General features: G+C 66.9%; 21 protein-coding genes. 10 read left to right on the forward strand and 11 right to left on the reverse strand.

Annotated features, from left to right (window positions below; all coding sequences use genetic code 11):
- Positions 1 to 3 precede the first annotated feature (3 nt).
- The 4 genes from ureE to ureG all read left to right on the forward strand — a co-directional run bounded on the left by ureE (position 4) and on the right by ureG (position 2,617).
- Positions 4 to 600: an urease accessory protein UreE gene (gene ureE / locus D9X30_RS13095; protein ID WP_283780789.1), complete on the forward strand. Its 597-nt coding sequence runs from the start codon at positions 4 to 6 to the stop codon at positions 598 to 600.
- A gap of 213 nt (positions 601 to 813) precedes the next feature.
- Complete coding sequence (locus tag D9X30_RS13100) at positions 814 to 1,287, forward strand: endonuclease domain-containing protein (protein ID WP_153947606.1); 474 nt, start codon at positions 814 to 816, stop codon at positions 1,285 to 1,287.
- Complete coding sequence (locus D9X30_RS13105) at positions 1,284 to 1,976, forward strand: urease accessory protein UreF (protein WP_153947607.1); 693 nt, start codon at positions 1,284 to 1,286, stop codon at positions 1,974 to 1,976. Before D9X30_RS13100 ends, D9X30_RS13105 begins: the two co-directional genes overlap by 4 nt.
- Before the next feature lie 17 nt (positions 1,977 to 1,993).
- Positions 1,994 to 2,617: an urease accessory protein UreG gene (gene ureG, locus D9X30_RS13110; RefSeq protein WP_092594629.1), complete on the forward strand. Its 624-nt coding sequence runs from the start codon at positions 1,994 to 1,996 to the stop codon at positions 2,615 to 2,617.
- A 33-nt stretch (positions 2,618 to 2,650) separates the two neighbouring features.
- Here the strand turns inward: ureG and D9X30_RS13115 are convergent, their stop codons facing one another.
- The 3 genes from D9X30_RS13115 to D9X30_RS13125 form a co-directional block, all read right to left on the reverse strand.
- Entirely contained in the window at positions 2,651 to 3,028 is a 378-nt protein-coding gene (locus D9X30_RS13115) for a helix-turn-helix domain-containing protein (protein ID WP_153947608.1), read from the reverse strand.
- A gap of 446 nt (positions 3,029 to 3,474) precedes the next feature.
- Positions 3,475 to 4,167 carry a glutathione binding-like protein gene (locus D9X30_RS13120; protein ID WP_153947609.1) on the reverse strand — a complete coding sequence of 231 codons (693 nt, stop codon included), beginning with the start codon at positions 4,165 to 4,167 and terminating at the stop codon, positions 3,475 to 3,477.
- Between the two features lie 125 nt (positions 4,168 to 4,292).
- A complete protein-coding gene (locus D9X30_RS13125; RefSeq protein WP_153947610.1) occupies positions 4,293 to 5,555 on the reverse strand; it encodes an acyl-CoA dehydrogenase family protein in 1,263 nt (420 codons plus the stop codon).
- Between the two features lie 170 nt (positions 5,556 to 5,725).
- Here D9X30_RS13125 and D9X30_RS13130 point away from each other — a divergent pair, with 170 nt between their 5' ends.
- Both D9X30_RS13130 and D9X30_RS13135 read left to right on the forward strand, forming a co-directional pair.
- Positions 5,726 to 6,670, forward strand: coding sequence for a LysR family transcriptional regulator (locus D9X30_RS13130; RefSeq protein WP_153947611.1), 945 nt, complete (start codon positions 5,726 to 5,728; stop codon positions 6,668 to 6,670).
- Between the two features lie 278 nt (positions 6,671 to 6,948).
- Entirely contained in the window at positions 6,949 to 8,067 is a 1,119-nt protein-coding gene (locus D9X30_RS13135; protein WP_228770880.1) for a CAP domain-containing protein, read from the forward strand.
- Positions 8,068 to 8,157: 90 nt separating this feature from the next.
- On the opposite strand, the gene D9X30_RS13140 is transcribed toward D9X30_RS13135, so the two are convergent.
- Positions 8,158 to 9,486, reverse strand: a complete 1,329-nt coding sequence (locus D9X30_RS13140) for a hypothetical protein (RefSeq protein WP_153947613.1) — start codon at positions 9,484 to 9,486, stop codon at positions 8,158 to 8,160.
- Positions 9,483 to 10,088: an RNA polymerase sigma factor gene (locus D9X30_RS13145; RefSeq protein ID WP_153947614.1), complete on the reverse strand. Its 606-nt coding sequence runs from the start codon at positions 10,086 to 10,088 to the stop codon at positions 9,483 to 9,485. Before D9X30_RS13145 ends, D9X30_RS13140 begins: the two co-directional genes overlap by 4 nt.
- 257 nt (positions 10,089 to 10,345) lie before the next feature.
- Between D9X30_RS13145 and ggt the strand changes: the two genes are divergently transcribed.
- The gene (gene ggt, locus D9X30_RS13150; protein ID WP_153947615.1) at positions 10,346 to 12,259 is read left to right on the forward strand and encodes a gamma-glutamyltransferase; all 1,914 of its coding nucleotides are present in this window, start codon (positions 10,346 to 10,348) and stop codon (positions 12,257 to 12,259) included.
- A gap of 114 nt (positions 12,260 to 12,373) precedes the next feature.
- On the opposite strand, the gene D9X30_RS13155 is transcribed toward ggt, so the two are convergent.
- The 4 genes from D9X30_RS13155 to D9X30_RS13170 all read right to left on the reverse strand — a co-directional run bounded on the left by D9X30_RS13155 (position 12,374) and on the right by D9X30_RS13170 (position 17,189).
- Entirely contained in the window at positions 12,374 to 13,378 is a 1,005-nt protein-coding gene (locus tag D9X30_RS13155) for a Bug family tripartite tricarboxylate transporter substrate binding protein (protein WP_153947616.1), read from the reverse strand.
- A gap of 283 nt (positions 13,379 to 13,661) precedes the next feature.
- Positions 13,662 to 14,738 carry a phosphotransferase gene (locus D9X30_RS13160; RefSeq protein WP_153947617.1) on the reverse strand — a complete coding sequence of 359 codons (1,077 nt, stop codon included), beginning with the start codon at positions 14,736 to 14,738 and terminating at the stop codon, positions 13,662 to 13,664.
- 66 nt (positions 14,739 to 14,804) lie between these two features.
- A complete protein-coding gene (locus tag D9X30_RS13165; RefSeq protein ID WP_153947618.1) occupies positions 14,805 to 15,584 on the reverse strand; it encodes an oxepin-CoA hydrolase, alternative type in 780 nt (259 codons plus the stop codon).
- A gap of 81 nt (positions 15,585 to 15,665) precedes the next feature.
- Complete coding sequence (locus D9X30_RS13170) at positions 15,666 to 17,189, reverse strand: 3-hydroxyacyl-CoA dehydrogenase (protein ID WP_153947619.1); 1,524 nt, start codon at positions 17,187 to 17,189, stop codon at positions 15,666 to 15,668.
- Between the two features lie 176 nt (positions 17,190 to 17,365).
- On the opposite strand from D9X30_RS13170, the gene D9X30_RS13175 reads away from it, so the two are divergent.
- Complete coding sequence (locus D9X30_RS13175) at positions 17,366 to 18,007, forward strand: glutathione S-transferase (protein ID WP_153947620.1); 642 nt, start codon at positions 17,366 to 17,368, stop codon at positions 18,005 to 18,007.
- Between the two features lie 92 nt (positions 18,008 to 18,099).
- Here D9X30_RS13175 and D9X30_RS13180 read toward each other — a convergent pair whose 3' ends face one another.
- Together D9X30_RS13180 and D9X30_RS13185 are read right to left on the reverse strand one after the other, a co-directional pair.
- Positions 18,100 to 19,278 (reverse strand): pyridoxal phosphate-dependent aminotransferase, encoded by a 1,179-nt coding sequence (locus D9X30_RS13180; RefSeq protein WP_153947621.1) that lies wholly within the window; start codon positions 19,276 to 19,278, stop codon positions 18,100 to 18,102.
- A 48-nt stretch (positions 19,279 to 19,326) separates the two neighbouring features.
- The gene (locus D9X30_RS13185) at positions 19,327 to 19,875 is read right to left on the reverse strand and encodes a putative toxin-antitoxin system toxin component, PIN family (RefSeq protein WP_153947622.1); all 549 of its coding nucleotides are present in this window, start codon (positions 19,873 to 19,875) and stop codon (positions 19,327 to 19,329) included.
- A 40-nt stretch (positions 19,876 to 19,915) separates the two neighbouring features.
- On the opposite strand from D9X30_RS13185, the gene yaaA reads away from it, so the two are divergent.
- Together yaaA and D9X30_RS13195 are read left to right on the forward strand one after the other, a co-directional pair.
- Positions 19,916 to 20,701 (forward strand): peroxide stress protein YaaA, encoded by a 786-nt coding sequence (gene yaaA, locus D9X30_RS13190; protein WP_153947623.1) that lies wholly within the window; start codon positions 19,916 to 19,918, stop codon positions 20,699 to 20,701.
- 18 nt (positions 20,702 to 20,719) lie between these two features.
- Positions 20,720 to 21,877, forward strand: coding sequence for a M14 family metallopeptidase (locus tag D9X30_RS13195; RefSeq protein ID WP_153947624.1), 1,158 nt, complete (start codon positions 20,720 to 20,722; stop codon positions 21,875 to 21,877).
- Positions 21,878 to 21,909: the final 32 nt, after the last annotated feature.

Below are 21,909 nucleotides of genomic sequence, written 5' to 3' on the forward strand. Positions count from 1 at the left end.
GCCGTGATCAAGATCGACAAAGTCCTGCCCGCGCCGCACGGTATCGCACCGGTGCTGGTGCGGCGCGCCCCAAAGCTGGTCCTGCCGTTCGGCGACCGCAGCAAGAGCCGCCTGCGTGCGGCGCTCGACAACGGCGCCGAAGCGGCGCTGTTCCTGCCGCGCGGCACCGTGCTGCGCGGTGGCGACCTGCTGGTGGCCGAAGACGGCACCTTCGTCGAGGTGCAGGCCGCGCCGGAATCGGTGCTGCAGGTGACGGCCACCGACCCGCTCGCCCTGATGCGCGCCGCGTATCACCTGGGCAACCGCCACACGCCGGTGGAAGTGGGGCGCGACTACCTGCGCCTGGAATACGATCCGGTGCTGGCCGACATGCTGACGCGCCTGGGCGTGCAGATCGCGCGCGCCGAACAGCCATTCGAGCCCGAAGCGGGCGCCTACGGCGGCGGCCACAAGCACGGCCATGACGCGACGTTCGCCGAAGACTACGCGGCGGCCCAGGCGGTGTTCCACGAGCATCACGGGCATGCGCATGGTCACGGTCACGACCACGGTCATTCGCACGACCATGTGCATGATGAGCACTGCGGGCACAAGCATTAACCGGATGGCATCGTGAATCAGGCGCTTGCCCTCTCCCCCGACCCCTCTCCCGCGCGCGGGAGAGGGGAGACCACCACCGAGGTGGCAAATGCCGCGGGTTTTCTCCCCTCTCGCGCGTGCGGGAATGCGGAGACCAGCACCGAGGTGGCAAATGCCGCGGGTTTTCTCCCCTCTCCCACCAGCGGGAGAGGGGCTGGGGGAGAGGGCAGGCGGTTGACCAACCACGAATTCGCGAAACAGCTACGCTCGCATCAAACCGCAGCCGAAGAGCGCCTGTGGTACTTCCTGCGTGCCCGCCGTTTCCTGGGCCTGAAATTCAAACGTCAGAAGCCAGTCGGCCCGTATATTGCCGATTTCATCTGCATGGAGCACAAACTGATCGTCGAGGCCGACGGCGGTCAGCACGGCTCGCTTCGAGATTTCGATCGCGATATCTGGTTGCGGGAACAGGGCTACACAGTGCTCCGCGTCTGGAACAACGAGATCCACGATCAGATCGAGGGTGTGCTGGAAGCCATTCGTCAAGCTGCTTTGGCCAATGGGCTGGTCGAACCGCTGGCTCCCTCTCCCAACAGCGCAGCAAATGCAGTCGGTGTTCTCCCCTCTCCCGCCAGCGGGAGAGGGGCTGGGGGAGAGGGCGAGCCCGCCACGTTGCCGACAACGTGCAGACGGAGCCATACGCCATGACCGCGCTCCCCCAACTGATCTCGCTGCTGCACCTGGCATCGCCGGCGTTGCCCATTGGCGGGTTCAGCTATTCGCAGGGGCTCGAGGCGGCCATCGATTGCGGGCTGGTCAGTGACGCCGCCACGGCCGAGCACTGGATTCGCGACAACCTCGTGCAGGTGCAGGCCCAATGCGAGGCGCCGGTCTGGCTGCTGCTGCATCGTGCCTGGCGGCAGCAGGACGCGGCCGCGGTCGCCCGCTGGAACGACTGGTTCCACGTGACCCGGGAAACGTCCGAATTGCGGCTCGAAACCGAGCAGATGGGCTGGTCGCTGGCCAGGCTGGTCGGCCAGATGGAATGGGGCGATGTGGCGCTGCGCGACACCCTGCGCAGCCTGTCGCCGCTGTGCCTGCCCACGGCCTTTGCCGCGGCGTGCGTGGCGCTGGATATCGATGCCCGCGAAGGGCTTGCCGCCTACGCCTTCAACTGGGCCGAAAACCAGGTGGCCGCCGCGCTCAAGGCGGTGCCGCTGGGCCAGGTCGCCGGCCAGCAGATCCTGCGCGGCCTGCACCGCCATGTGCTCGACACCGTGGAAGAGGCGGCCCGTCGCGCCGATGCCGACCCGCCGCAGCTTTCCACGTTTTCTCCGATGCTGGGCCTGCTGTCCGCGCGACATGAGACCCAGTATTCCCGGCTTTTCCGCTCCTAGCGTTCCTGGACCGAATCATGACCCGTACCAAGAAGAATCCTCCGCTGCGCGTTGGCGTGGGCGGCCCTGTGGGCTCCGGCAAGACCACCCTGCTGGAAATGCTCTGCAAGGCCATGCGCGACCGCTATGACCTGGTGGCCATCACCAACGATATCTACACCAAGGAAGACCAGCGCCTGCTGACCATCTCGGGTGCCTTGCCGGCCGAGCGCATCATGGGTGTGGAAACGGGCGGCTGCCCGCATACGGCGATCCGCGAGGACGCTTCGATCAACCTGGAGGCCGTGGACCGCATGCTGGCCAGGTTTCCGGATGCCGACGTGGTGTTCATCGAATCGGGCGGCGACAATCTGGCCGCGACCTTCAGCCCGGAACTGTCCGATCTGACGATCTACGTGATCGATGTGGCGGGGGGTGAGAAGATTCCTCGCAAGGGCGGACCGGGAATTACGAAATCCGACCTGCTGGTGGTCAACAAGACCGACCTGGCACCCTACGTGGGGGCGTCGCTCGACATCATGGAAAGCGATACGCGCAAGATGCGTGGCGATCGTCCGTTCGTGATGGGCAGCGTGAAGTCAGGGCAAGGCCTGGACCAGGTGATTGCCTTTATCGAGCAGCAGGGCATGCTGAACGTCTGAGCCCTGCAGGCACCCCGCCGTGGGCGGGGCGTTTCAACGGGCGTGCCGGCGCGCCAGTGCCCGTGCCACGCCAGCCACGACATCGCGATCGACGTCGTTGAGATCGGCCATATAGCGCAGCGTTGCCTGTACCGACGGAGACTGCTCGGCGTCGAACGGCGAGCGTGGGGCTTCCTGCGCCTCTTCGGACCGATGCTTCGAAAAGTCAAGCATCTCGGTAGGCGAAACGCCGAGCGTGTCGGCAAGGGTACAAATGTTATACAGGGCAACATTGCGCGTGCCGCGCTCGATGCCGCTGAGGTAGGATCGGGCCAGGCCGCTTTCCAGCGACAGCGCCTCCTGAGACCAGCCACGTTGCTTGCGCAACCAGGTCAAATGTCGCCCGAACAGCTTGAGTGGGTCTGCTGTCATATGCTGCTGTGTGGATAGTAAGTCGCTAAGTCGATCGAGACTAAGGGCTCGATCTATGCGGAACGACAACTTATAGTTGGTCGTTCTATCGGTGCCGGTTCCTCATCGTAAGCGATACACCTGTCACCGATGCGGCACAGTTGCCGTGCCGGGCAGTCATCACAGACCGCCCTCCCGCAGGGGTCCACCACACGCCCATGGGCTGGAATCCGCGCCACGCGGACCATTGGGCATCCCGCCATCCTTCGGGGCACGGTCCAATTTCAACAAAATGCGATGCCGATATGCGCCTACCCCTGCCGGGAGAGGCGTTGTCACCCGACCCCGACACCCGATGCCATGGGCCGCATCGATTCTCATTTCTGTGTCATTCCGGCAACGGCCGGACCCGGCTGCCCGGCCTGAGTCCGTGAAGGACACGTCACCCGTCCGGGTGACGCCGGTGCCTAGCGCCGCTGGTACTGCGTGGCGCCGAACAGGATTTCGCGTTCCTTGTCCGACTGCAGCGGCTTGCGTTCCTTGGCCAGAACCTCCACGCCGCGCTTCACGGCCGGACGCTCGGCAATTTCGTTGAACCAGCGCTTCAGGTGCGGGTAGTCGTCCAGTTCCACGCCCTGGTTTTGCCAGCTGCGCAGCCACGGGAACGTGGCAATGTCCGCGATCGAATAGCTGTCGCCGGCCAGCCAGGCGTGTGCCGACAGTTGCTTGTCGATCACGCCGTACAGGCGCTTGGCCTCGTTGGTGTAGCGGTTCACCGCATACTCGATCTTTTCCGGCGCGTAGATCCGGAAGTGGTGCGCCTGGCCCAGCATCGGGCCCACGCCGCCCATCTGGAACATTAGCCACTGCAGCGCGTCGTACTTGCCGCGCACGTCGTCGGGCAGGAACTTGCCGGTCTTGCCGGCCAGGTACAGCAGGATCGCGCCCGATTCGAACAGCGAGATCGGCTTGCCGTCGGGGCCGTCGCTGTCGACGATCGCCGGAATCTTGTTGTTGGGGCTGATCTTGAGAAAGTCGGCGTCGAACTGGTCGCCGGCACCGATATTGATGGGATGGACCTTGTACGCCAGGCCGCATTCCTCAAGCATGATATGGACCTTGTGGCCGTTCGGAGTGGCCCAGGTGTAGACGTCGATCATGTGCAACGCTCTCCATGGAAGATTGGCCGGGGCATTTAAGCACAGAGTGAATAACCCTGCTGCCAGCAGATGAAAAAGCCCGGCACGGGGCCGGGCTTGTCGGTCGGGCAGGCTTTTCGCGCCTGTCAGGCGCCGCGCGTCACGGGCATCCGGATGCTGTCGGCGCTGACGTTCATGTGCTTGGCCAGTTCCAGCTTGGCGATGGCGTTGCGGTGCACCTCGTCCGGGCCGTCGGCCAGGCGCAGCGTGCGCTGGTGCGCCCACCAGTTGGCCAGCGGGAAGTCGCCGGACACGCCGGCGGCGCCGTGCACCTGGATGGCCCAGTCGATCACGCGCAGCGCCACGTTCGGTGCCACCACCTTGATCATCGCGATCTCGGCCTTGGCCACCTTGTTGCCCACGGTGTCCATCATGTAGGCCGCCTTCAGCGTCAGCAGGCGGGCCATCTCGATATCGCAGCGGGCTTCGGCGATGCGCTCCTGCGTCACGCCCTGACGGGCCACTTCCTTGCCGAACGCCACGCGCTCCAGGCTGCGCTTGCACATCAGTTCCAGCGCGCGCTCGGCCACGCCGACACTGCGCATGCAGTGGTGGATACGGCCCGGGCCCAGGCGACCCTGTGCGATCTCGAAGCCGCGGCCTTCGCCCAGCAGGATGTTGCTGGCCGGCACGCGCACGTTCTTCAGTTCGATTTCCATGTGGCCGTGCGGCGCGTCGTCGTAGCCGAACACGGGCAGGAAGCGTTTGATGGTGATGCCCGGCGTGTCGGCCGGCACCACGATCATCGACTGCTGCTCATGGCGGCCCGCCTGGGGATCGGTCTTGCCCATCACGATGTAGACCTTGCAGCGCGGGTCGCCGGCACCCGACGACCACCACTTGGTGCCATTGATCACGTAATAGTCGCCGTCGCGCTCGATGCGGCATTCGATATTGGTGGCGTCCGACGACGCCACGGCCGGCTCGGTCATCAGGAACGCCGACCGGATCTCGCCGCGCAGCAGCGGTTCGAGCCACTGGTCCTTGAGCGCCTCCGATGCGTACCGCTCCAGCGTTTCCATGTTGCCGGTGTCCGGCGCGGCGCAGTTGAACACCTCGGCGGACCAGGGCACCCGGCCCATGATCTCGCACATCGGCGCGTATTCCAGGTTCGACAGGCCTTCCGGCGCCCGCTTCGAACGCGGCAGGAACAGGTTCCACAGGCCCGCTTCGCGCGCCAGCGGCTTCAGTTCTTCGACGACCTTGGTCGGCACCCATGCATTGCCGGCCTCGCGGTTGGCCTGCACCTCGGCGTAGAAACGCTTTTCATTCGGGTAGATGTGCTCGTCGAAGAAAGCCAGCAGCCTGGCCTGCATCTCCTTGACCTTGGGCGAGTATTCGAATTGCATGGGGTCTCCTCGGGGTTTGATGGGCACGCCGTGCCGACTGTGGCTACTGTATCGGAACGTGACTAATAAGAAAAATGAATTTTCTGGATTGGTCAGTATCAATATTGTGCATTCCGTGCCAGAATGCGCGACATTGATGCCTCAGTAAAGCACGCGCGCAGGAAGGTGCCATGCAACTCAGCCGGATCGACCTCAATCTCTTCGTGGTGTTCGACGCCATCTACAACGAAGGCAGCATCACGGCCGCGGCGCGGCAGCTGAACCTGACGCAGCCGGCGGTGAGCCACGCGCTGGGGCGGCTGCGCACGCTGTTCGACGATCCGCTGTTCGAGCGGCGCGGACAGGGCATGGCGCCCACGCCGCTGGCGCGGTCGCTGGCCAGCGAGGTACGCGGCGCGCTGCAGTCGTTCGCGCGGACCCTGCAGGACACGCCGCATTTCGATCCCGCCAACACCACGCGGCGCTTCACCATCGGCATGCGCGACGCGCTGGAGAGCACGCTGCTGCCGCCGCTGATGGCGCGCGTGACCGCCATGGCGCCGCATGTGGAAATCGCGGCGATCCGCTTCGACCGCCGCGAGATGGAGTCCGAACTGCTGGCCGGCACGCTCGATACCGCCATCGACATCCTGCTGCCGGTGTCGCCGGCCATCCATCACAGCGCCTTCATGTCGGACCCGATGGTGGTGCTGGCTCGCCGCGACCATCCGCTGGTGAAGAAAGAACTGACGCTGGAACGCTATCTGGCCGCCGAACACGTGCACGTATCGTCGCGCCGGCGCGGGGCAGGGCTGGAGGACCAGGCGCTGCACCGCATGGGCCTGACGCGCCGCGTGCGGCTGCGCTGCCAGCACTATGCGGCCGCGTGCCGCGTGGTCAGCTGCACGGACCTGCTGGCCACGCTGCCGCTGCGCTACGCGCGCATTGCCAACGAGCCCTATGCCAACCGGCTGCTGTCGCTGCCGTTCAAGGTGCCGTCGCTGGAACTGCATCTGTACTGGCATGCGGGCGGCGAGAACGACGGCGCCAACCGCTGGCTGCGCGAACAGTTGATGGCGGTCATGACGTCGCTCGGCAGCGGCATGGGCGATGTCTCGGACGCGCCGGCAAGCTGACGCATCAGCGCTGCACCACCGCCGCGCCGCGCGCGTGCAGCGCGCTCGGATCACAGCGTAAGAAAGTGTTCGAAAGATGGACGATAGTGGCGGGTGTCCCTACCATCACTGCGTTCCATCTGTCCCCGACGCCTCATTTGGCGGCGCAGCAGCGCCCAGGCGTCGTCCCGGCCCACACACCGGGATGCGGGCAGTTTCCCCAATCCAGACCTATCACATCGAGGCACGCCGACATGCCAGGGAAACTCTTGCGCACTGCTTTCATCAACGGACGGCCGATGGCACTCGGCGCCATGGCCGCCTGTGCCGCCCTGACGCTGGCCGCCTGCGGCGGCGGTGACGGCGGCGGTTCGGCAACCGCCGCGGGCAGCAGCAGTGGCAGCGCCGCTCAATCGGGCGCCGCCACCCAGCCGGCCGCCAGCGGCCAGGCCGCCGCGCCAACCGCCGGCGGCACCGACCGCGCCTGCTACACCGTCAGCGGCGCCGCACCGGCTCCGGTGACCGGCTCGGTCGCGCTGCTGCCCGCGCGCGGCACGGGCGTATCCGGCTACAAGGTGCTGGCCGACGCGCGCAGCGCGGGCCTGTGCTACGCCAACTATCGCCGCGAGCAGGTGGGCCTGGCCCCGCTGACCGCGCGCGACCCGCTCAACACCGTGGCCCAGAACCACACGGCCTACATGCTGGCCAACAACACGCTGACGCACGATGAACAATCGGGCAAGACTGGTTACACCGGCGCGGCCCCGAACGATCGCATCCAGGCTGCGTACCCGAGCAACGCCACGGCCGAAGTGGTGGCCGGCGCCAATCGCTGGACGTCGCAAGCGGGCGCCAGCCTGTCGATGACGCCGAAGGACCAGCTCGTGATCGATCTGGTCGATGCCCCGTTCCATCGCGCCGCCCTGCTGGGCAGCTACGGATCGGCCGGCAGCGGGTTTGCCGAAAGCGTGGGCGCGGGCAGCAGCGGCGGCACGCAGGCGTACGACTTCCAGACCATCGACCTGGCCGACCGCAGGCAGGGCGGCGCCGACAACCAGATGGTGGCGTATCCGTACAACGGCCAGGCCGATGTGCCGGTCAGCTGGGTCAACAACGAGAGCCCGAATCCGGCGCCGGCCTACGCGGGCAAGACCATGGGCTACCCCGTGACGGTGCAGGCGGTGAACACGTCGCTGGCGTTCAACGCCGACACATTCTCGATCACCGATGCAGCGGGCAACGGCGTGCCGTGCGAGAAGGTGGATGCGCGCACGTCGGGCATGTCCGGCGCGGCGAGCGGCCTGGCGATCTGCACGCCGACCGCGCCGCTGGCCGGCAAGACGCGCTACAACGTCACCGTCAGCGGTACGCTGAACGGGCAGGGTGTGAACCTGAACTGGTCGTTCACCACGCTGTAATGCCGTGATCCATCGGGCCGGTATCGCGCCCGATGCGCGCCACGGGAAGGAGGACGGGAGGCATCTGCCTCCCGTTTTTCGTGTCAGCGCCTAGTTGACCCCGGGCGGCTCGGTGCCCTGTTCGATGCGCAGCTGGCCGCGCGCGAGCGCGTCGTCGCGCTGGATGCCGTAAGGCGCAACGGGGCGCGCATCGGCGGGCATGGCCGCCCATAGCCGGGCCACCCAGTCGCGCACGGCCGCATTGTCGGGCTCGGCGCTCCAGACATGCAGCCCCTTGCCGGGGCGCCACTGCATGGCGACCGAAGCGGGATCGTCCTCCAGCGTGACGGTGGCCGATTTCCGCGCTTCCGGCACAGCCGCCTGCCCCGTGGCCTTTGAAGCGGCCGGCGATTCAGCCGGCGCCGGGGCAGGCGCCGCCATGTACGCCGACTGCGGCACGCGCCGCGCGCGCGCTTCGGCGCCCACGCCTGGTGCAGGTGCTGGTGCTGGTGCCGCGTCGGTCGGGGCCTGCGCCGATGCCATGGGCGGGGGCGCGGCCAGGATAGCCGGCGCGGCAGGGGCAGCGGGTGCGGCAGGCGTGGATTCCGCAGTCGCCGCGGCCGGTGCGGTCGAAGGTGCGTGCGCCTTGCGGGCCGTGAGCGATGGCGTGGTCGGCCGATGCACGGGCGCCGCCTGGGGTGCCGCGCGCTCCGGGGCGGCAGCCGACGTCTGCACGTCCTGCGCATCCTCTGCGGCCGGGGCCGCCATTGCCGGCGCGGCGCCCGACGCCGGTGCGGACGCCAGCCCCGGCTCGTCTCGCGTTGCAGGCCCTGCGTCGTCGGCGATGACAACATTCGACGAGAGCGAGGCCGTCATCGGCGTGCCGTCATCAAGCTGGCTCAGCACGATCCGGGTGGCCAGGCCCGCGACGGCAAACGCAGTGGCTGCGACGCCCAGCGAACGCCACCAGCGCGACACGGCCGTGGCGCGCCGGGCAGGGGGCGGTGCGACGGCTGCCGTGGAAGCCGCGCCGTCACGGTGCTGCGCGGCCTGCGTCCGCAACCATGCCTCGGTCGGCGCGCTGACCGGCGCACCCAGTACGTCGTCGGCGGGCTTGCCCCGCAACACCTGATCGAACACGACATCGCGGCGCGCGGCCTGCGCGGCCTGCAATCGCGCGGCCTCGCGCAGCACGCTGTCGGACAGCGTGGGTGGTGCGCCAAAAGTGGGCGGTGGCGCCGATGTCCGCACCGCATCGCGTTCGGCCTCGGCCGCCATGCGCGCCTGCACCGCGCGCGCGGCGGTGGCCACGGCGCTGGCCAGGCTTGCGGGCGCTTCAAAGCGCGGCACGTCGCGCAACAGCGCGGACAGCCGGTCTTCACCGGCGATAAAGCGTTCAGCGGCGTCGTGGCCGGGATTGCCGGATTGCCGGGTCGTCATGGCCGGGGCTCCCCGGGCACCATGCCGCCATCGGCCAGCACCGTGCGCAGCCGGGCGAATGCATAGCGCAGCCGGCTCTTCACCGTCTCGAATTTCTCGCCCAGCATCGCGGCGATTTCCTCGACGCTCATCTCGCTGAAGAAGCGCAGCACCACCACCTCGCGCTGTGCCACGGGCAACTGCAGCAGCGCCTGGCGCACACCGGCCAGATGCTCGCGCCATTGTGCCTCCGTCTCGGGTGTCAGGTCGTCCACCGGCATGGCCGGTTCGTGTTCGTCGATCGATTCGCGCAACCGGGCATGCGCGCTGCGCACCTGATCCAGCCAGGCATTGCGTGCGATCTGGAACAGGAAAGTGCGGAACGCGGCGGTGGGCGTGTAGTCGCCGCAGCGGGTCATCAGCTGGATCCACGTCTTTTGCGCGATATCCTCGGCCTCGCCCGTGTCGCCCCGGCACAGCCAGGCGACGTAGTTGAAAAGGCCGCCATTGTGGCGGCGGAACAGTTCGCCGATCGGGGCCTCGATGACGCCGCCGGCCACCAGCAGCATCAGGTCGGCGTCGGGCAGCGCAGCGATGTCGGGGGCGGGGCTGGCAGGCGTCATGGCAACGAGTATAGATTGCCGCTTGGCGCGCGGCGGCTGTCATGGAACGAAGCAGGCGGGAGGATGGGGTTGAAGGGGGGTGAGTTAAATGGACAAAATATGGTGCCGCGCTGGCCATGCCGTGCCGCCGGGGCGGCTGGCGTCGGCCGCATAGGAAAAATCGCCCCGTAACGCAAGGCTGGCTTTCAGACGATTCGCACATCCGTCCGCCTTTTTCGCCGCTACAATCGCCGGAGATTTCCACCAGGAGACACGGCATGACTGAAGCAGTGGCACCCCGTTCCGCGGACCCGACCGCGCATCATTCCGATTCACTGCGCTGGCGTGGCGCGCTGGCCGTGGCGCTGACCGCGCTGCTGGCGGCCTGCGGTACGCCGGACAAGGGCGCCGGCGCACCCGCCGCCTCGGCCACGCCGGCGTCTGCGCCCCCCGCGCAGGCGGCGATGCCGCCGGCGCCAGAAGTGTCGTCGGGCTATCGCCCGGACATGACCACCACCTACGCGCAGAAGCACATGGCGGCGGCCGCGAATCCGCTGGCCACCGAGGCGGGCCGCGAAATCCTGCGGGCCGGTGGTTCGGCCATCGACGCCGCCGTGGCAATGCAGGCCGTCCTGACGCTGGTGGAGCCGCAAGCCACCGGCATCGGCGGCGGCGCGTTCATCATGTACTGGGACGGCAAGCGCGTGCAGGCCTACGACGGCCGCGAAACGGCGCCGGCCGGTGCCACCGAGAACCTGTTCATGCGCGCCGACGGCAAGCCGATGGAATTCTCTGAAGGCCAGATCGGCGGTCGGTCGGTGGGTGTGCCCGGCGTGCTGCGCGCGTTGGAGATGGCCCATCGCGAGCACGGGCGCCTGCCCTGGGCGCGCCTGTTCCAGCCGGCCATCCGCCTGGCGGACAAGGGCTTCCCGATGTCGCAGCGGCTCTACACGCAGGTGGCGGCCGACAAGTTCATGGGCGGGTCGCCCGAGATGACGGCCTACTTCCTGGACGCGCAGGGCAAGGCCAAGCCGGTGGGCACGATGATCAGGAATCCGCAACTGGCGCAGACGCTGCGCGAGATTGCGAAGAGCGGTCCGAACGTGTTCTACAACGGGCCGATCGCGCGCGATATCGCGGCCAAGGTCAACGGCCATCAGAACGCCGGCAGCCTGTCCGAGGCGGACCTGAAGGGCTACAAGGCCAAGGTGCGCGTGCCGGTGTGTACCGACTACCGGCAGTACAAGGTCTGCGGCATGCCGCCGCCGTCATCGGGCGGCATTGCCATCGCGCAGATCCTGGGCACGCTGGAGGCGCTGGAAAAGCGTGACCCGCGCTACGCGCTGGCCAGCCTGAAGCCGACCAGGGTGGACCTGCCGTCGCTGATGGAGCCGAATCCGCTGGCCGTCCACGCCATCGCCGAAGCCGACCGGCTGGCCTATGCGGACCGCGGCCTCTATGTGGCCGATGCCGATTTCGTGCCCGTGGACGTGGCCGCGATGGTCAACCCCGACTATCTGGCCGAGCGCGCGGCGCTGATCGGTGACCAGAGCATGGGCAAGGCGCAGCCGGGCACGCCGCCGGGCGTGAAGGTGTCGTTCGCGCCCGATCGGTCGCCGCCGCGCATTTCCACGTCGCAGATCGTGGCCGTGGACAATCGTGGCGGTGCGCTGTCGATGACGACCACTATCGAGTCGTATTTCGGCTCGCACATCATGGTGCGCGGCTTCATGCTCAACAACCAGTTGACCGACTTCTCGTTCACACCGACCGAAAATGGCAAGCCGGTGGCCAATCGCGTGCAGCCGGGCAAGCGTCCGCGTTCGTCGATGGCGCCGACGCTGGTGTTCGACCGCCAGAGTGGCAAGCTGGTGGCCGCGCTGGGTTCGCCGGGCGGCTCGCAGATCATCGAGTATGTGTCGAAGACGCTGGTGGGCCTGCTCGATTGGGATATGGATGTGCAACAGGCCGTGGGCATGGCCAACTTCGGCAGCCGCAACGGCCCCACCGAGGTGGAGCGTGGCCTGGTCACGCCGCAGCTGGTGCAGGCGCTGAAGCAGCAGGGCCATCAGGTGGCCGAGATCGAGATGACCAGCGGCACGCAGGCCATCATGCGCAAGACGGTCAACGGCAAGGCAGTCTGGGCCGGTGGCGCGGACCCGCGCCGCGAGGGCGTGGCGCTGGGCGACTGAGTCGCTTGGCGAGCCGATGGGCTGCCGCTGTCGCGGCAGCCCCGGGCGGCCGGCAATAGAAAACGGGCGCGACATTCGCGCCCGTTTCGGTTCTACGTCTTGTGACTGCCGGATTTATGCGTCCAGCTTGACCCCCGCCGCCTTCACCACTTGTGCCCAGCGTTTTTCCTCGGCCTGGAACCACTTGGTGGTGTCGGCCGGGGACATCGTGACGACCTCGGCGCCCTGGCCGGCCAGGTTGGCGCGGATCTCCGGCGTGCGGATGATCTTCACCAGCTCGGTGTTGATGCGCTGGACCAGCGCATCGGGCATGCCGGCCGGCGCCATCACGCCTTGCCAGGTACCCGATTCGAAATTCGGCACGCCGCTTTCGGCAATCGTCGGCGTCTGGCCGACCAGCGCCATGCGGGTGCGCTTGGACACGGCCAGCAGCTTGAGCTTGCCCGATTGCACGTGCGGATAGGTAGCCAGCATGCCGTTCATCAGCACCTGGGCGGTACCGCCAACCGTATCGGCAATCGCCTGCGCGCCGCCCTTGTAGGGCACGTACTGCCAGCCGGCCTTGGTGGCCTGCTGCACGGCCACGCCGGCCAGATGCGGTGCGCTGCCGATGGCGGTGACCGCAAAGTTCAGCGACTGCTTGTGCGACAGTTCGACCAGTTCCTTGAGGTTGTTGGCCGGCACCGACGGATGCACGACCAGCAGGTGCGGCGAATAGGCCAGCATGGCCACGCCCTTGAGGTCCTTATCAGGGTTGAAAGTGAGCTTGGTATAGACCGACGGGGTGATCGCCAGCGCGCCAACGTCGCACAGCAGCAGCGTGTGGTTTTCGGTGCCGGCCTGCGCCACCATGGCGGCGCCGATGTTGCCGTTGGCCCCCGGGCGGTTGTCTACCACGATCGGCTGGCCCAGTGCTTCGCCCAGTTGCTTGCTGATCAGGCGCGCGATGATGTCCGACGAACCGCCGGCAGGATAGGGCACCACCAGGCGGATCGGCCGGGTTGGCCATTTGTCCTGCGCCCAGGCCGAAGCGGGTGCCAGGATGCCGGACGTGCCCACGGCACCAAGAGCCGCAAGGCCCGGAAGCTGGCCAAGGAATTGGCGGCGAGAAGAGGTCATGCTGTGTCTCCAGTCAACACTTATCATCAGTCGTCGTACAACAATGGACGGAGTGTAGGCCCGCTTTTCGATCGGGTCTATCGGGAAAACACGTAGGCGGAGGCCGCCAGATATCACAACAATGCGGTCGGCGGGAAGCTGGGGCAGGTCGGGGGCACACTGCGACAAAGCGTGATGCTGCGGGTTTGTGCTCAGTTGTCCGATGACATGGGGCAGGGGTGACGCTTGCTACCCTCCCCAGCGTGCGGGAAGGGTAGCAACGACTGGCAGCAGAAGAGCCCGCTCAGGCCCCCGACTTCTTCGCGTACTCCCAGCCCATCTCGGCCATGGGCCGGGCGCGCTTGCCGGCGTCAAGGGCCTGCGCGGACGATGCCGTGCCGTCCACCACGCGCTTCATGATGCCCTGCAGGATGCCGGCGATCCGGAACATGCTGAAAGCGAGGTAGAAATTCCAGTCGCCGGTGATCTGGCGGCCGGTGCGCTGCTCGTACATGCGGCGATAGCTGGCCTCGTCGGGAATGCCCAGGCCCTTGTGGTCCAGCCCGGCGATGCCGCGGAACTGGCCCGGCGCGATATGCCAGCTCATGCAGTGGTAGCCGAAGTCGGCCATTGGGTGGCCCAGCGTGGACAGTTCCCAGTCCAGCACGGCCAGCACGCGCGGCTCCGTCGGATGGAACATCAGGTTGTCGAGCCGGTAGTCGCCGTGGACGATGCTGGTCAGGTCCAGGTCTTCCTGCGGGATATGTTCGGGCAGCCAGGCAATCAGTTGGTCCATGGCCGGGATCGATTCGGTCTCCGACAGCTTGTACTGCTTGCTCCAGCGTTCGATCTGGCGCTGGAAGTAGTTGCCGGGCTTGCCGTAGTCGGCCAGGCCGATGGCCTTGTAGTCGACCGAGTGCAGCGCGGCGATGACGCGGTTCATCTCGTCATAGATCGCACCGCGTTCGGCCGTGGTCATGTCGGGCAGCGACTGGTCCCACAGCACGCGGCCGCTGACGAACTCCATGATGTAGAACGCGCGGCCGATCACGTCTTCGTCCTCGCACAGCGCGTACATGTGGGCCACGGGTACGTCTGTGCCGGCCAGCGCCTTCATCACGCGGTATTCGCGTTCGATGGCGTGGGCGGACGGCAGCAGCTTCGACTTCGGGCCCGGCTTGGCGCGCATCACATAGGTCTGGCCCGGCGTGATCAGCTTGAACGTGGGATTGGACTGGCCGCCCTTGAACTGCTCGACGGTCAACGGGCCGGCAAAGCCCTCGACATGCCCGCGCATCCAGGCTTCCAGCGCGCCCACATCGAAACGCTGCTGGTCTGCCACGGGGCGCGTACCTTCAAAGTGCGATACGTTGCTGCTCATCTTTGTCTCTCTCCGCAGTGTCTTTATTTTGTGATCATTGTCGAAGGCGCGTTACAGGTGTGGGGATTACCTGTAATTCGGCTTGCGTTTCTCAAGGAACGCCGTAATGCCTTCGCCGCCGTCCTTGTGATGGAGCGCGGCCACGAAGCTGTCGCGCTCTGCGGCCAGATGTTCGGTCAGCGTGGCGCTGCCGGCATGGTTGATCAGCGATTTCATGCCGCGCACGGCGTTGGGCGATTCCTTGGCCAGGTTTTCGGCGATGCGCAATGCCTCGGTCAGGGCATGGCCCGGCGGCACCACGCGGTTGACGATGCCGAAGTGTGCCAGCCGGGCCGGGTCCACCGGCTTGCCTTCCATCAGGATTTCGCTGGCCAGCTGGCGCGGCAGCATCCGCGCGATTTCATACGAGCCACCGCCGTCGGGGGTCAGGCCGACCTTGACGTAGGCCATCACGAACTTGGCGTCGCTGGCGGCCACCACGTAGTCGCAGGCCAGCACCAGCGAGAACCCGGCGCCGGCGGCGGGGCCTTCCACGGCAGCGATGATCGGCTTGGGAAAGGCGTGGAACGATTCGATCCACTGATGCAGCGTCTCGATGCTCTCGGCCTGCACCGACGGCGGTTGCGATCGGTTGCCCAGCAGGCGGTTCAGGTTGCCGCCGGCGCAGAACACACCGTTGGCCCCGGTCAGCACCACGGCGCGGATCGAGTCGTCGCGGGTGGCCACGTCGAGGGCTTCCTGCGATGCGGCGTAGATGTCTGGGTGCAGCGCGTTGCGCGCCTCCGGGTTGGAGATGGTCAGCACGAGCGTCGCGTCGACGCGTTCGGACAGCAACTGGGCAGTCATGGCAGCCTCGTTATCTTGGTACGAATTCTTGATGCAAATGCACAAAGGGCGCCCCGTGTCTCTCGCGAGGCGCCCACTCGATCAGGCTTCTTCGGTCAGCAGCGACAGGCCCAGTCCGGCGCGGCGCCACAGCCACGGGCTCGGACGGTAGCGCATGTCACCGGTCAGGCGGTTCATGTTGCGCAGCACTTCCAGGATGACCGCGGCGCCGATCGTGTCGCCCAGCGCCAGCGGGCCTTTCGGATAGCCGAGGCCCAGGTTGACGGCCAGGTCGATATCGGTCGGCGTGGCGATGCGTTGCTGTGCGATGTCGCTGGCGATGTTGACGATGCAGCCGATGATGCGCTGGGCGATGAAGCCGGCCGAATCGCGGATCACGGTCACGGGCACGCCATCGCTGGCGAACAGGCCGTGCGCGGCATCGCGGGCGGCGGCGCTGGTGGCTGGCGTGGTCATCAGCGTGCGGCGCTTGGTGGCTTCGAACGGCAGCAGCGTGTCGATGGCCACCACGCGCGTGGCGTCCAGGCCTTCTTCCAGCGCGGCGGTGGTGGCGTCCAGGCCCAGCGGCGTGACCACGATCAGTGCATTGGCCGAAGGCTGGTTGCCGGCTTCGACGGTCACGCCGAGTGCAGTCAGCAGCTTCACGGTCATGGCGTGGCCGCGTTCGTTGGCGCGGCTTACCCACACGCTGGCCGGGCGCGCATCGGGCACCGGCCTTGCGGCGGGCACCTGCTTCTGGCCTTCCGGGTATGCGTAGAAGCCGGCGCCGGTCTTGCGGCCCAGCAGGCCCCCGACCGAACGCAGCGCCGTGATCGGCGACGGGCGGTAGCGCGGCTCCTGGTAGAACTGGTTGTAGATCGATTCCATCACCGGGTGCGACACGTCGAGCCCGGTCAGGTCCATCAGCTCGAACGGGCCCATACGGAAGCCGGCCTGCTCGCGCATGATGTTGTCGATGTCGACGAACTCGGCCACGCCTTCCTGCGCGGCCTTCAGGCCCTCGATGTTCATGCCGCGGCCGGCATGGTTCACGATAAAGCCCGGCATGTCCTTGCAGCGCACCGGCGTATGGCCCATGCGGCGCGACAATTCCATCAGGCGGTCGCCCACGGCCGGGTCGCCGGACAGGCCATCGATCACTTCCACGACCTTCATCAGCGGCACCGGGTTGAAGAAGTGGTAGCCGACCACACGGCCCGGCTGCTTTGCGCCCACGGCAATGGCCGTGATCGACAGCGACGAGGTGTTCGACGCGATCACCGCGTCTTCACGCAGGATGGCTTCGAGCTTGGCCACCAGCTCGCGCTTGACGTCCAGGCGTTCGACGATGGCTTCCACCACCATGTCGCAGCCGGCCAGGTCTTCCAGTGCGCCGGCGGCCTTCACGCGGGCCAGCGCGGCGTCGCTGTCGGCGGCGCTGATCTTGCCCTTGTCGGCCAGCTTGGCAAAGGTATCCTGCAGGTACTGGCGCGCGGCGGCCACGGCCTGTGCGTTGGTATCGAACAGGTGTACGGTCAGGCCTGCCTGCGCGGCGATCTGGGCGATGCCGCGGCCCATGGCGCCAGTGCCAACGATGCCGAGCGTCTGGATAGTGGAATTGCTCATTGTTGGTCCAAAAAAGTTGTGGCTAAATTAGCACGATCGTACGTTTTCTGCACCTTTCGCGACAGAGGCGCCGCGCATGCGGCGTGCGCTGATCGGCCATGTCTGGCAGGGCAGACAGCGACGGTGCGGCCCCGGGCCGACACCGGCGATTCCATCCCAATTCGGAGAGAGACGACATGCTGAAGCTCTGCGGTTTTGCCGCCAGCAACTACTACAACAAGGTCAAGCTGGCGCTGCTGGAAAAAAACCTGCCGTTCGAGGAAGTGCTGGCCTGGATTGGCGAGACCGACCTGTCGGCATCGCCGCTGGGCAAGGTTCCCTACATCATCACCGATGCCGGCCCGCTGTGCGAGTCCGAAACCATCGTCGAGTACCTGGAAGCCACCTACATCCAGGCGCCGCTGCTGCCGCAGGACCCGTTCCAGGCCGGCAAGGTGCGTGAAATCATCACGTTCCTGGAGCTTTACCTGGAGCTGACCGCCCGCGAGCTGTACGCCGAAGCGTTCTTCGGCGGCAAGGTCAGTGACCGCGTCAAGGAGCGCCAGCGCAACCTGCTGGACAAGTACATCCCCGCGTTCGGCCGTCTGGCGAAGTTCTCGCCATATATCGCCGGCGACTCGTTCACGCTGGCCGACTGCGCCGCCGTGTGCCATCTGCCGCTGATCTCGTCCTGCACGAAGATCATCTACGGCGAAGACCTGCTCGCGGGCCTGCCGGTCAAGGATTACCTGAAGGCGATGGCCGAGCGGCCGAGCGTGCAGAAGGTCAACGCCGAACGCAAGGCCAACACCGAGCTGATGCTGAGCCGGAACAAGTAACGCGCCAAATTAAGCAAAAAGCCCCGCGGCGGGAAGCCAGCGGGGCTTTTCTTCATGGCGGGGATGCGCGGCGCTTATAGCCGCCCGGCCGGTTAGAGCCTGGCCAGCCGCTCCAGCGCCAGCTTGAGCGTGTCTTCCTTCTTGGCGAAGCAGAAGCGCACCACGCCCGATTCGCGCGGCTCCGAATAGAACGCCGATACCGGAATGGCCGCAACGCCAATTTCGCGCGTCAGCCACATCGAGAAATCGGCCTCGCTCATATCGGAAATGGCCGAATAGTCGACGCACTGGAAGTATGTGCCGTCCGACGGCAGCAGCCTGAAGCGCGTATCGGCCAGCCCGGCGCGGAAGTAGTCGCGCTTGGCCTGGTAGAAGCCGGCCAGGTCCAGGTACGGCGCCGGGTCGGCCATGTAGTCGGCCAGGCCGTGCTGCACCGGCGTGTTCACCGTGAACACGTTGAACTGGTGCACCTTGCGGAACTCGTTCATCAGCGCAGCCGGCGCGGCCACGTAGCCGACCTTCCAGCCCGTGACGTGATAGGTCTTGCCGAAGCTCGACACCACGAAGCTGCGGCGCGCCAGTTCGGGGTGGCGCGACACCGATGCGTGCTGCTGGCCGTCGTAGACCATGTGCTCGTAGACCTCGTCGGACAGCAGCAGGATGTCGGTGCCGGCCAGCAGGTCGGCCAGTTGCTGCATGTCTTCCGCGCGCCAGATCGTGCCGGTGGGGTTGTGCGGCGTGTTGATCATGATCATGCGCGTCTTGGGCGTGATCGCGGCGGCCAGCTTGTCGAACGGAATACGGAACAGCGGGGCTTCCAGCCGCACCGGCACGGCCCTGGCGCCGGCCAGTTCGATCGACGGCAGGTAGCTGTCGTAGCACGGCTCCAGCACGATGACTTCGTCGCCGGGGTGCACGGCGCACAGGATGGCCGTCAGCAGCCCCTGCGTGGCGCCGGCCGTGACCGTGATCTCGGTGTTCCAGTCGTACTGATGGCCGTACAGGTTGGCGATCTTGCCGGCGATGGCCTGGCGCAGCTTCGGCACGCCGGCCATCGGCGGGTACTGGTTGTGCCCCGCGCGCATCGCGCCGGTCACGGCATCGACGATGCGCGGGTCGCAATCGAAGTCCGGAAAGCCCTGGCCCAGGTTCACGGCGTTCTTTTCGGCGGCCAGCGCCGACATCACGGTGAAGATCGTGGTGCCCACGTTGGGCAGGCGCGACAGCGGCGGATTCAGCGGATTCAGCGGGGCGAGGGTCGATTCGGACATGACTGGGCGGAAACGGAATAGGACCGGGCGGGAAACCAGAGCGACATTCTAGCGGGGATCGCCGGCCGGGGCGGGCGCGACGGCTTCAGGCGCGCCTGCGGCATCGGCGGCGGCCTGCGCGGCCAGCCAGCCCGTGAAGGCCAGCGGCGTCAGCACGTCCACACCGCTGGTGCGGCGCAGGCGGCTCCTGAGCTTGAGGACGGCCTTGTCCTTCGACACCAGCAGCACCGCCCGCGCAAAGTGCGCCAGCTCGATGAACTTCTGGTCGTCGGTGTCGCGGCACCTGGGCAGGCGGATGGCGCCGGCGTCTGCCGGTTCGGGCGCCGGGGCCAGCGTGGTCAGGCGGTCCACCTCGGCCAGCGCGGCATCGATATCGACCGCGAACCGGGCAAATTGCGGATAAGCCAGCACCCGGCGCAGTTCTTCGCGGCAGTCGGCCCGGATGACCGGCGCGATGGCGCCCGACGCCAGCGCGGCGCGGATCGGCTCCACATGCGGATCGCGGAAGACCAGCAGGTCGACCCAGACATTGGAATCGAGTACGACGCGGGGGGCGGAGGTGCCGGGCAGGGCGCCGGCGGTGACTTCAGTGGGCATTCGCTACAATCTCAGCTTTGTTTCTGCCCGCGATTTTGCCATGCTCATCGTCCTGTCTCCCGCGAAGTCCCTGGACTACGAGACACCGCCGCGCGTCAAGACCCACACGATGCCGCGCTTTATCGACCGTTCCGCCGCGCTGATCGAGCGCCTGCGCAAGCTGGCGCCGCAGGATGTGGCGTCGCTGATGGATATCTCCGACAAGCTGGCCGTGCTGAACGTGACCCGCTATGCGGACTGGTCGCCCGAATTCACGGCCGCCAACAGCAAGCAGGCCGTCCTGGCCTTCAACGGCGACGTCTACGATGGCCTGGACGCCAAATCGCTGTCCACCGACGATCTGGCGTTCGCCCAGAAGCACATTCGCATCCTGTCCGGCCTCTACGGCGTGCTGCGCCCGATGGACTGGATGCAGCCGTACCGGCTGGAAATGGGCACCCGGCTGGACAACGCCGCTGGCCGCGACCTGTACGCGTTCTGGGGCGACGATGTCACGAAGCTGCTCAACAAGGACATGGCCGACCTCAAGCACGAGGGCGCGGCCACGCTGGTGAACCTGGCGTCCGAGGAGTATTTCAAGGTGGTGCGCCCCAAGGTGCTCGACGCCCGTGTCATCACGCCGGTGTTCGAGGACTGGAAGGGCGGCCGCTACAAGATCATTTCGTTCCATGCCAAGCGCGCGCGCGGTACGATGGCCCGCTACGCGGTCACGCACCGGGTCACCGACCCGGCGCAGCTCAAGCGGTTCAAGGAAGACGGCTACGCGTTCGACAAGGCGGCTTCCGACGATGCCCGCTGGGTTTTCCGCCGCCGCCTGGAAGACTAGGAACAAAGGACAAATTCAATGACCCCGGCACTCCCTACCTCGGCACTCCACGTTTCCTCGCGGTTCGATTCGGGCGCGATTGAAGTCGAAGCCATCGATCGCGCCGACGACATCCGCCTGCGCATCCGCGCCGATTCCCACGCCGATTTCCGCCAGTGGTTCCACTTCCGCCTGCAGGGTGCGGCGGGCCAGGCGTGCCGGCTCAAGTTCCTGAACGCCGGCGAGTGCACGTATCCCGACGGCTGGCGCGACTACCGCGCCGTGGCGTCCTACGACCGCGCGCACTGGTTCCGGGTGCCGACGCAGTACGACGGCACCACGATGACCGTCGAGTTCACGCCCGAACATGACAGCGTGTGGCTGGCGTACTTCGAGCCGTATTCCGACGAACGGCACCTGGCACTGCTGGCCACGTGCCAGCGGTCGCCGCTGGCGAAGCTGACGCACCTGGGCAGCACCGTCGATGGCCGCGACCTGACCTGCGTGACGCTGGGCCAGCCGGGACCGGGCAAGAAGACGATCTGGATGATCGCGCGCCAGCATCCTGGCGAAAGCATGGCCGAGTGGTTCTGCGAAGGCGTGCTGCAGCGCCTGACGGGCACCGGCGCGTGGCAGGGCGATCCGGTCGCGCGCAAGCTGCTCGACCGCGCCGTGTTCCATATCGTGCCGAACATGAATCCGGACGGTTCGTCGCGCGGCAACCTGCGCACCAATGCGGCCGGCGCGAACCTGAATCGCGAGTGGATGCAGCCGAGCGAGGAAACGAGCCCCGAGGTCTACCACGTGCGCCGCGCGATCGAGCGCACCGGCGTGGACCTTTTCTTCGACATCCACGGCGACGAGGCGCTGCCGTACAACTTCGTGGCCGGCAGCGAGATGCTGCCCGGCTTTACCGACGCCCAGCGCGAGCAGCAGTCACGCTTTATCGAAGCGTTCAAGCGCGCCACGCCCGACTTCCAGGACGTGCACGGCTACGCCGCCAGCAAGTACAACGCCGACGCGCTGAAGCTGGCCTCGAAGTACATCGGCCATACCTTCGGCTGCCTGGCGCTGACGCTGGAAATGCCGTTCAAGGACAACGCCGACCTGCCCGACGCGGCCGTAGGCTGGAACGGCGCAAAAAGCGCGCTGCTGGGCACGGCCATGCTGCAGGCGATCCTGGAGTATCTGGGCTGAGGCAAGGCGCTCTCCGCCTCCCTCTCCCACCT

The sequence above is a fragment of the Cupriavidus sp. U2 genome, assembly GCF_009663685.2.
Classification (GTDB): Bacteria; Pseudomonadota; Gammaproteobacteria; order Burkholderiales; family Burkholderiaceae; genus Cupriavidus; species Cupriavidus necator_C.

What these genes read in the sequence shown, in the direction of transcription:
- D9X30_RS13105 (WP_153947607.1), top strand. Translation starts at nt 1,284, where the DNA reads ATGACCGCGCTCCCCCAACTGATCTCGCTGCTGCACCTGGCATCGCCG.
- ureG (WP_092594629.1), top strand. Translation starts at nt 1,994, where the DNA reads ATGACCCGTACCAAGAAGAATCCTCCGCTGCGCGTTGGCGTGGGCGGC.
- D9X30_RS13115 (WP_153947608.1), bottom strand. Translation starts at nt 3,028, where the DNA reads ATGACAGCAGACCCACTCAAGCTGTTCGGGCGACATTTGACCTGGTTG.
- D9X30_RS13120 (WP_153947609.1), bottom strand. Translation starts at nt 4,167, where the DNA reads ATGATCGACGTCTACACCTGGGCCACTCCGAACGGCCACAAGGTCCAT.
- D9X30_RS13125 (WP_153947610.1), bottom strand. Translation starts at nt 5,555, where the DNA reads ATGCAATTCGAATACTCGCCCAAGGTCAAGGAGATGCAGGCCAGGCTG.
- D9X30_RS13130 (WP_153947611.1), top strand. Translation starts at nt 5,726, where the DNA reads ATGCAACTCAGCCGGATCGACCTCAATCTCTTCGTGGTGTTCGACGCC.
- D9X30_RS13135 (WP_228770880.1), top strand. Translation starts at nt 6,949, where the DNA reads ATGGCACTCGGCGCCATGGCCGCCTGTGCCGCCCTGACGCTGGCCGCC.
- D9X30_RS13140 (WP_153947613.1), bottom strand. Translation starts at nt 9,486, where the DNA reads ATGACGACCCGGCAATCCGGCAATCCCGGCCACGACGCCGCTGAACGC.
- D9X30_RS13145 (WP_153947614.1), bottom strand. Translation starts at nt 10,088, where the DNA reads ATGACGCCTGCCAGCCCCGCCCCCGACATCGCTGCGCTGCCCGACGCC.
- ggt (WP_153947615.1), top strand. Translation starts at nt 10,346, where the DNA reads ATGACTGAAGCAGTGGCACCCCGTTCCGCGGACCCGACCGCGCATCAT.
- D9X30_RS13155 (WP_153947616.1), bottom strand. Translation starts at nt 13,378, where the DNA reads ATGACCTCTTCTCGCCGCCAATTCCTTGGCCAGCTTCCGGGCCTTGCG.
- D9X30_RS13160 (WP_153947617.1), bottom strand. Translation starts at nt 14,738, where the DNA reads ATGAGCAGCAACGTATCGCACTTTGAAGGTACGCGCCCCGTGGCAGAC.
- D9X30_RS13165 (WP_153947618.1), bottom strand. Translation starts at nt 15,584, where the DNA reads ATGACTGCCCAGTTGCTGTCCGAACGCGTCGACGCGACGCTCGTGCTG.
- D9X30_RS13170 (WP_153947619.1), bottom strand. Translation starts at nt 17,189, where the DNA reads ATGAGCAATTCCACTATCCAGACGCTCGGCATCGTTGGCACTGGCGCC.
- D9X30_RS13175 (WP_153947620.1), top strand. Translation starts at nt 17,366, where the DNA reads ATGCTGAAGCTCTGCGGTTTTGCCGCCAGCAACTACTACAACAAGGTC.
- D9X30_RS13180 (WP_153947621.1), bottom strand. Translation starts at nt 19,278, where the DNA reads ATGTCCGAATCGACCCTCGCCCCGCTGAATCCGCTGAATCCGCCGCTG.
- D9X30_RS13185 (WP_153947622.1), bottom strand. Translation starts at nt 19,875, where the DNA reads ATGCCCACTGAAGTCACCGCCGGCGCCCTGCCCGGCACCTCCGCCCCC.
- yaaA (WP_153947623.1), top strand. Translation starts at nt 19,916, where the DNA reads ATGCTCATCGTCCTGTCTCCCGCGAAGTCCCTGGACTACGAGACACCG.
- D9X30_RS13195 (WP_153947624.1), top strand. Translation starts at nt 20,720, where the DNA reads ATGACCCCGGCACTCCCTACCTCGGCACTCCACGTTTCCTCGCGGTTC.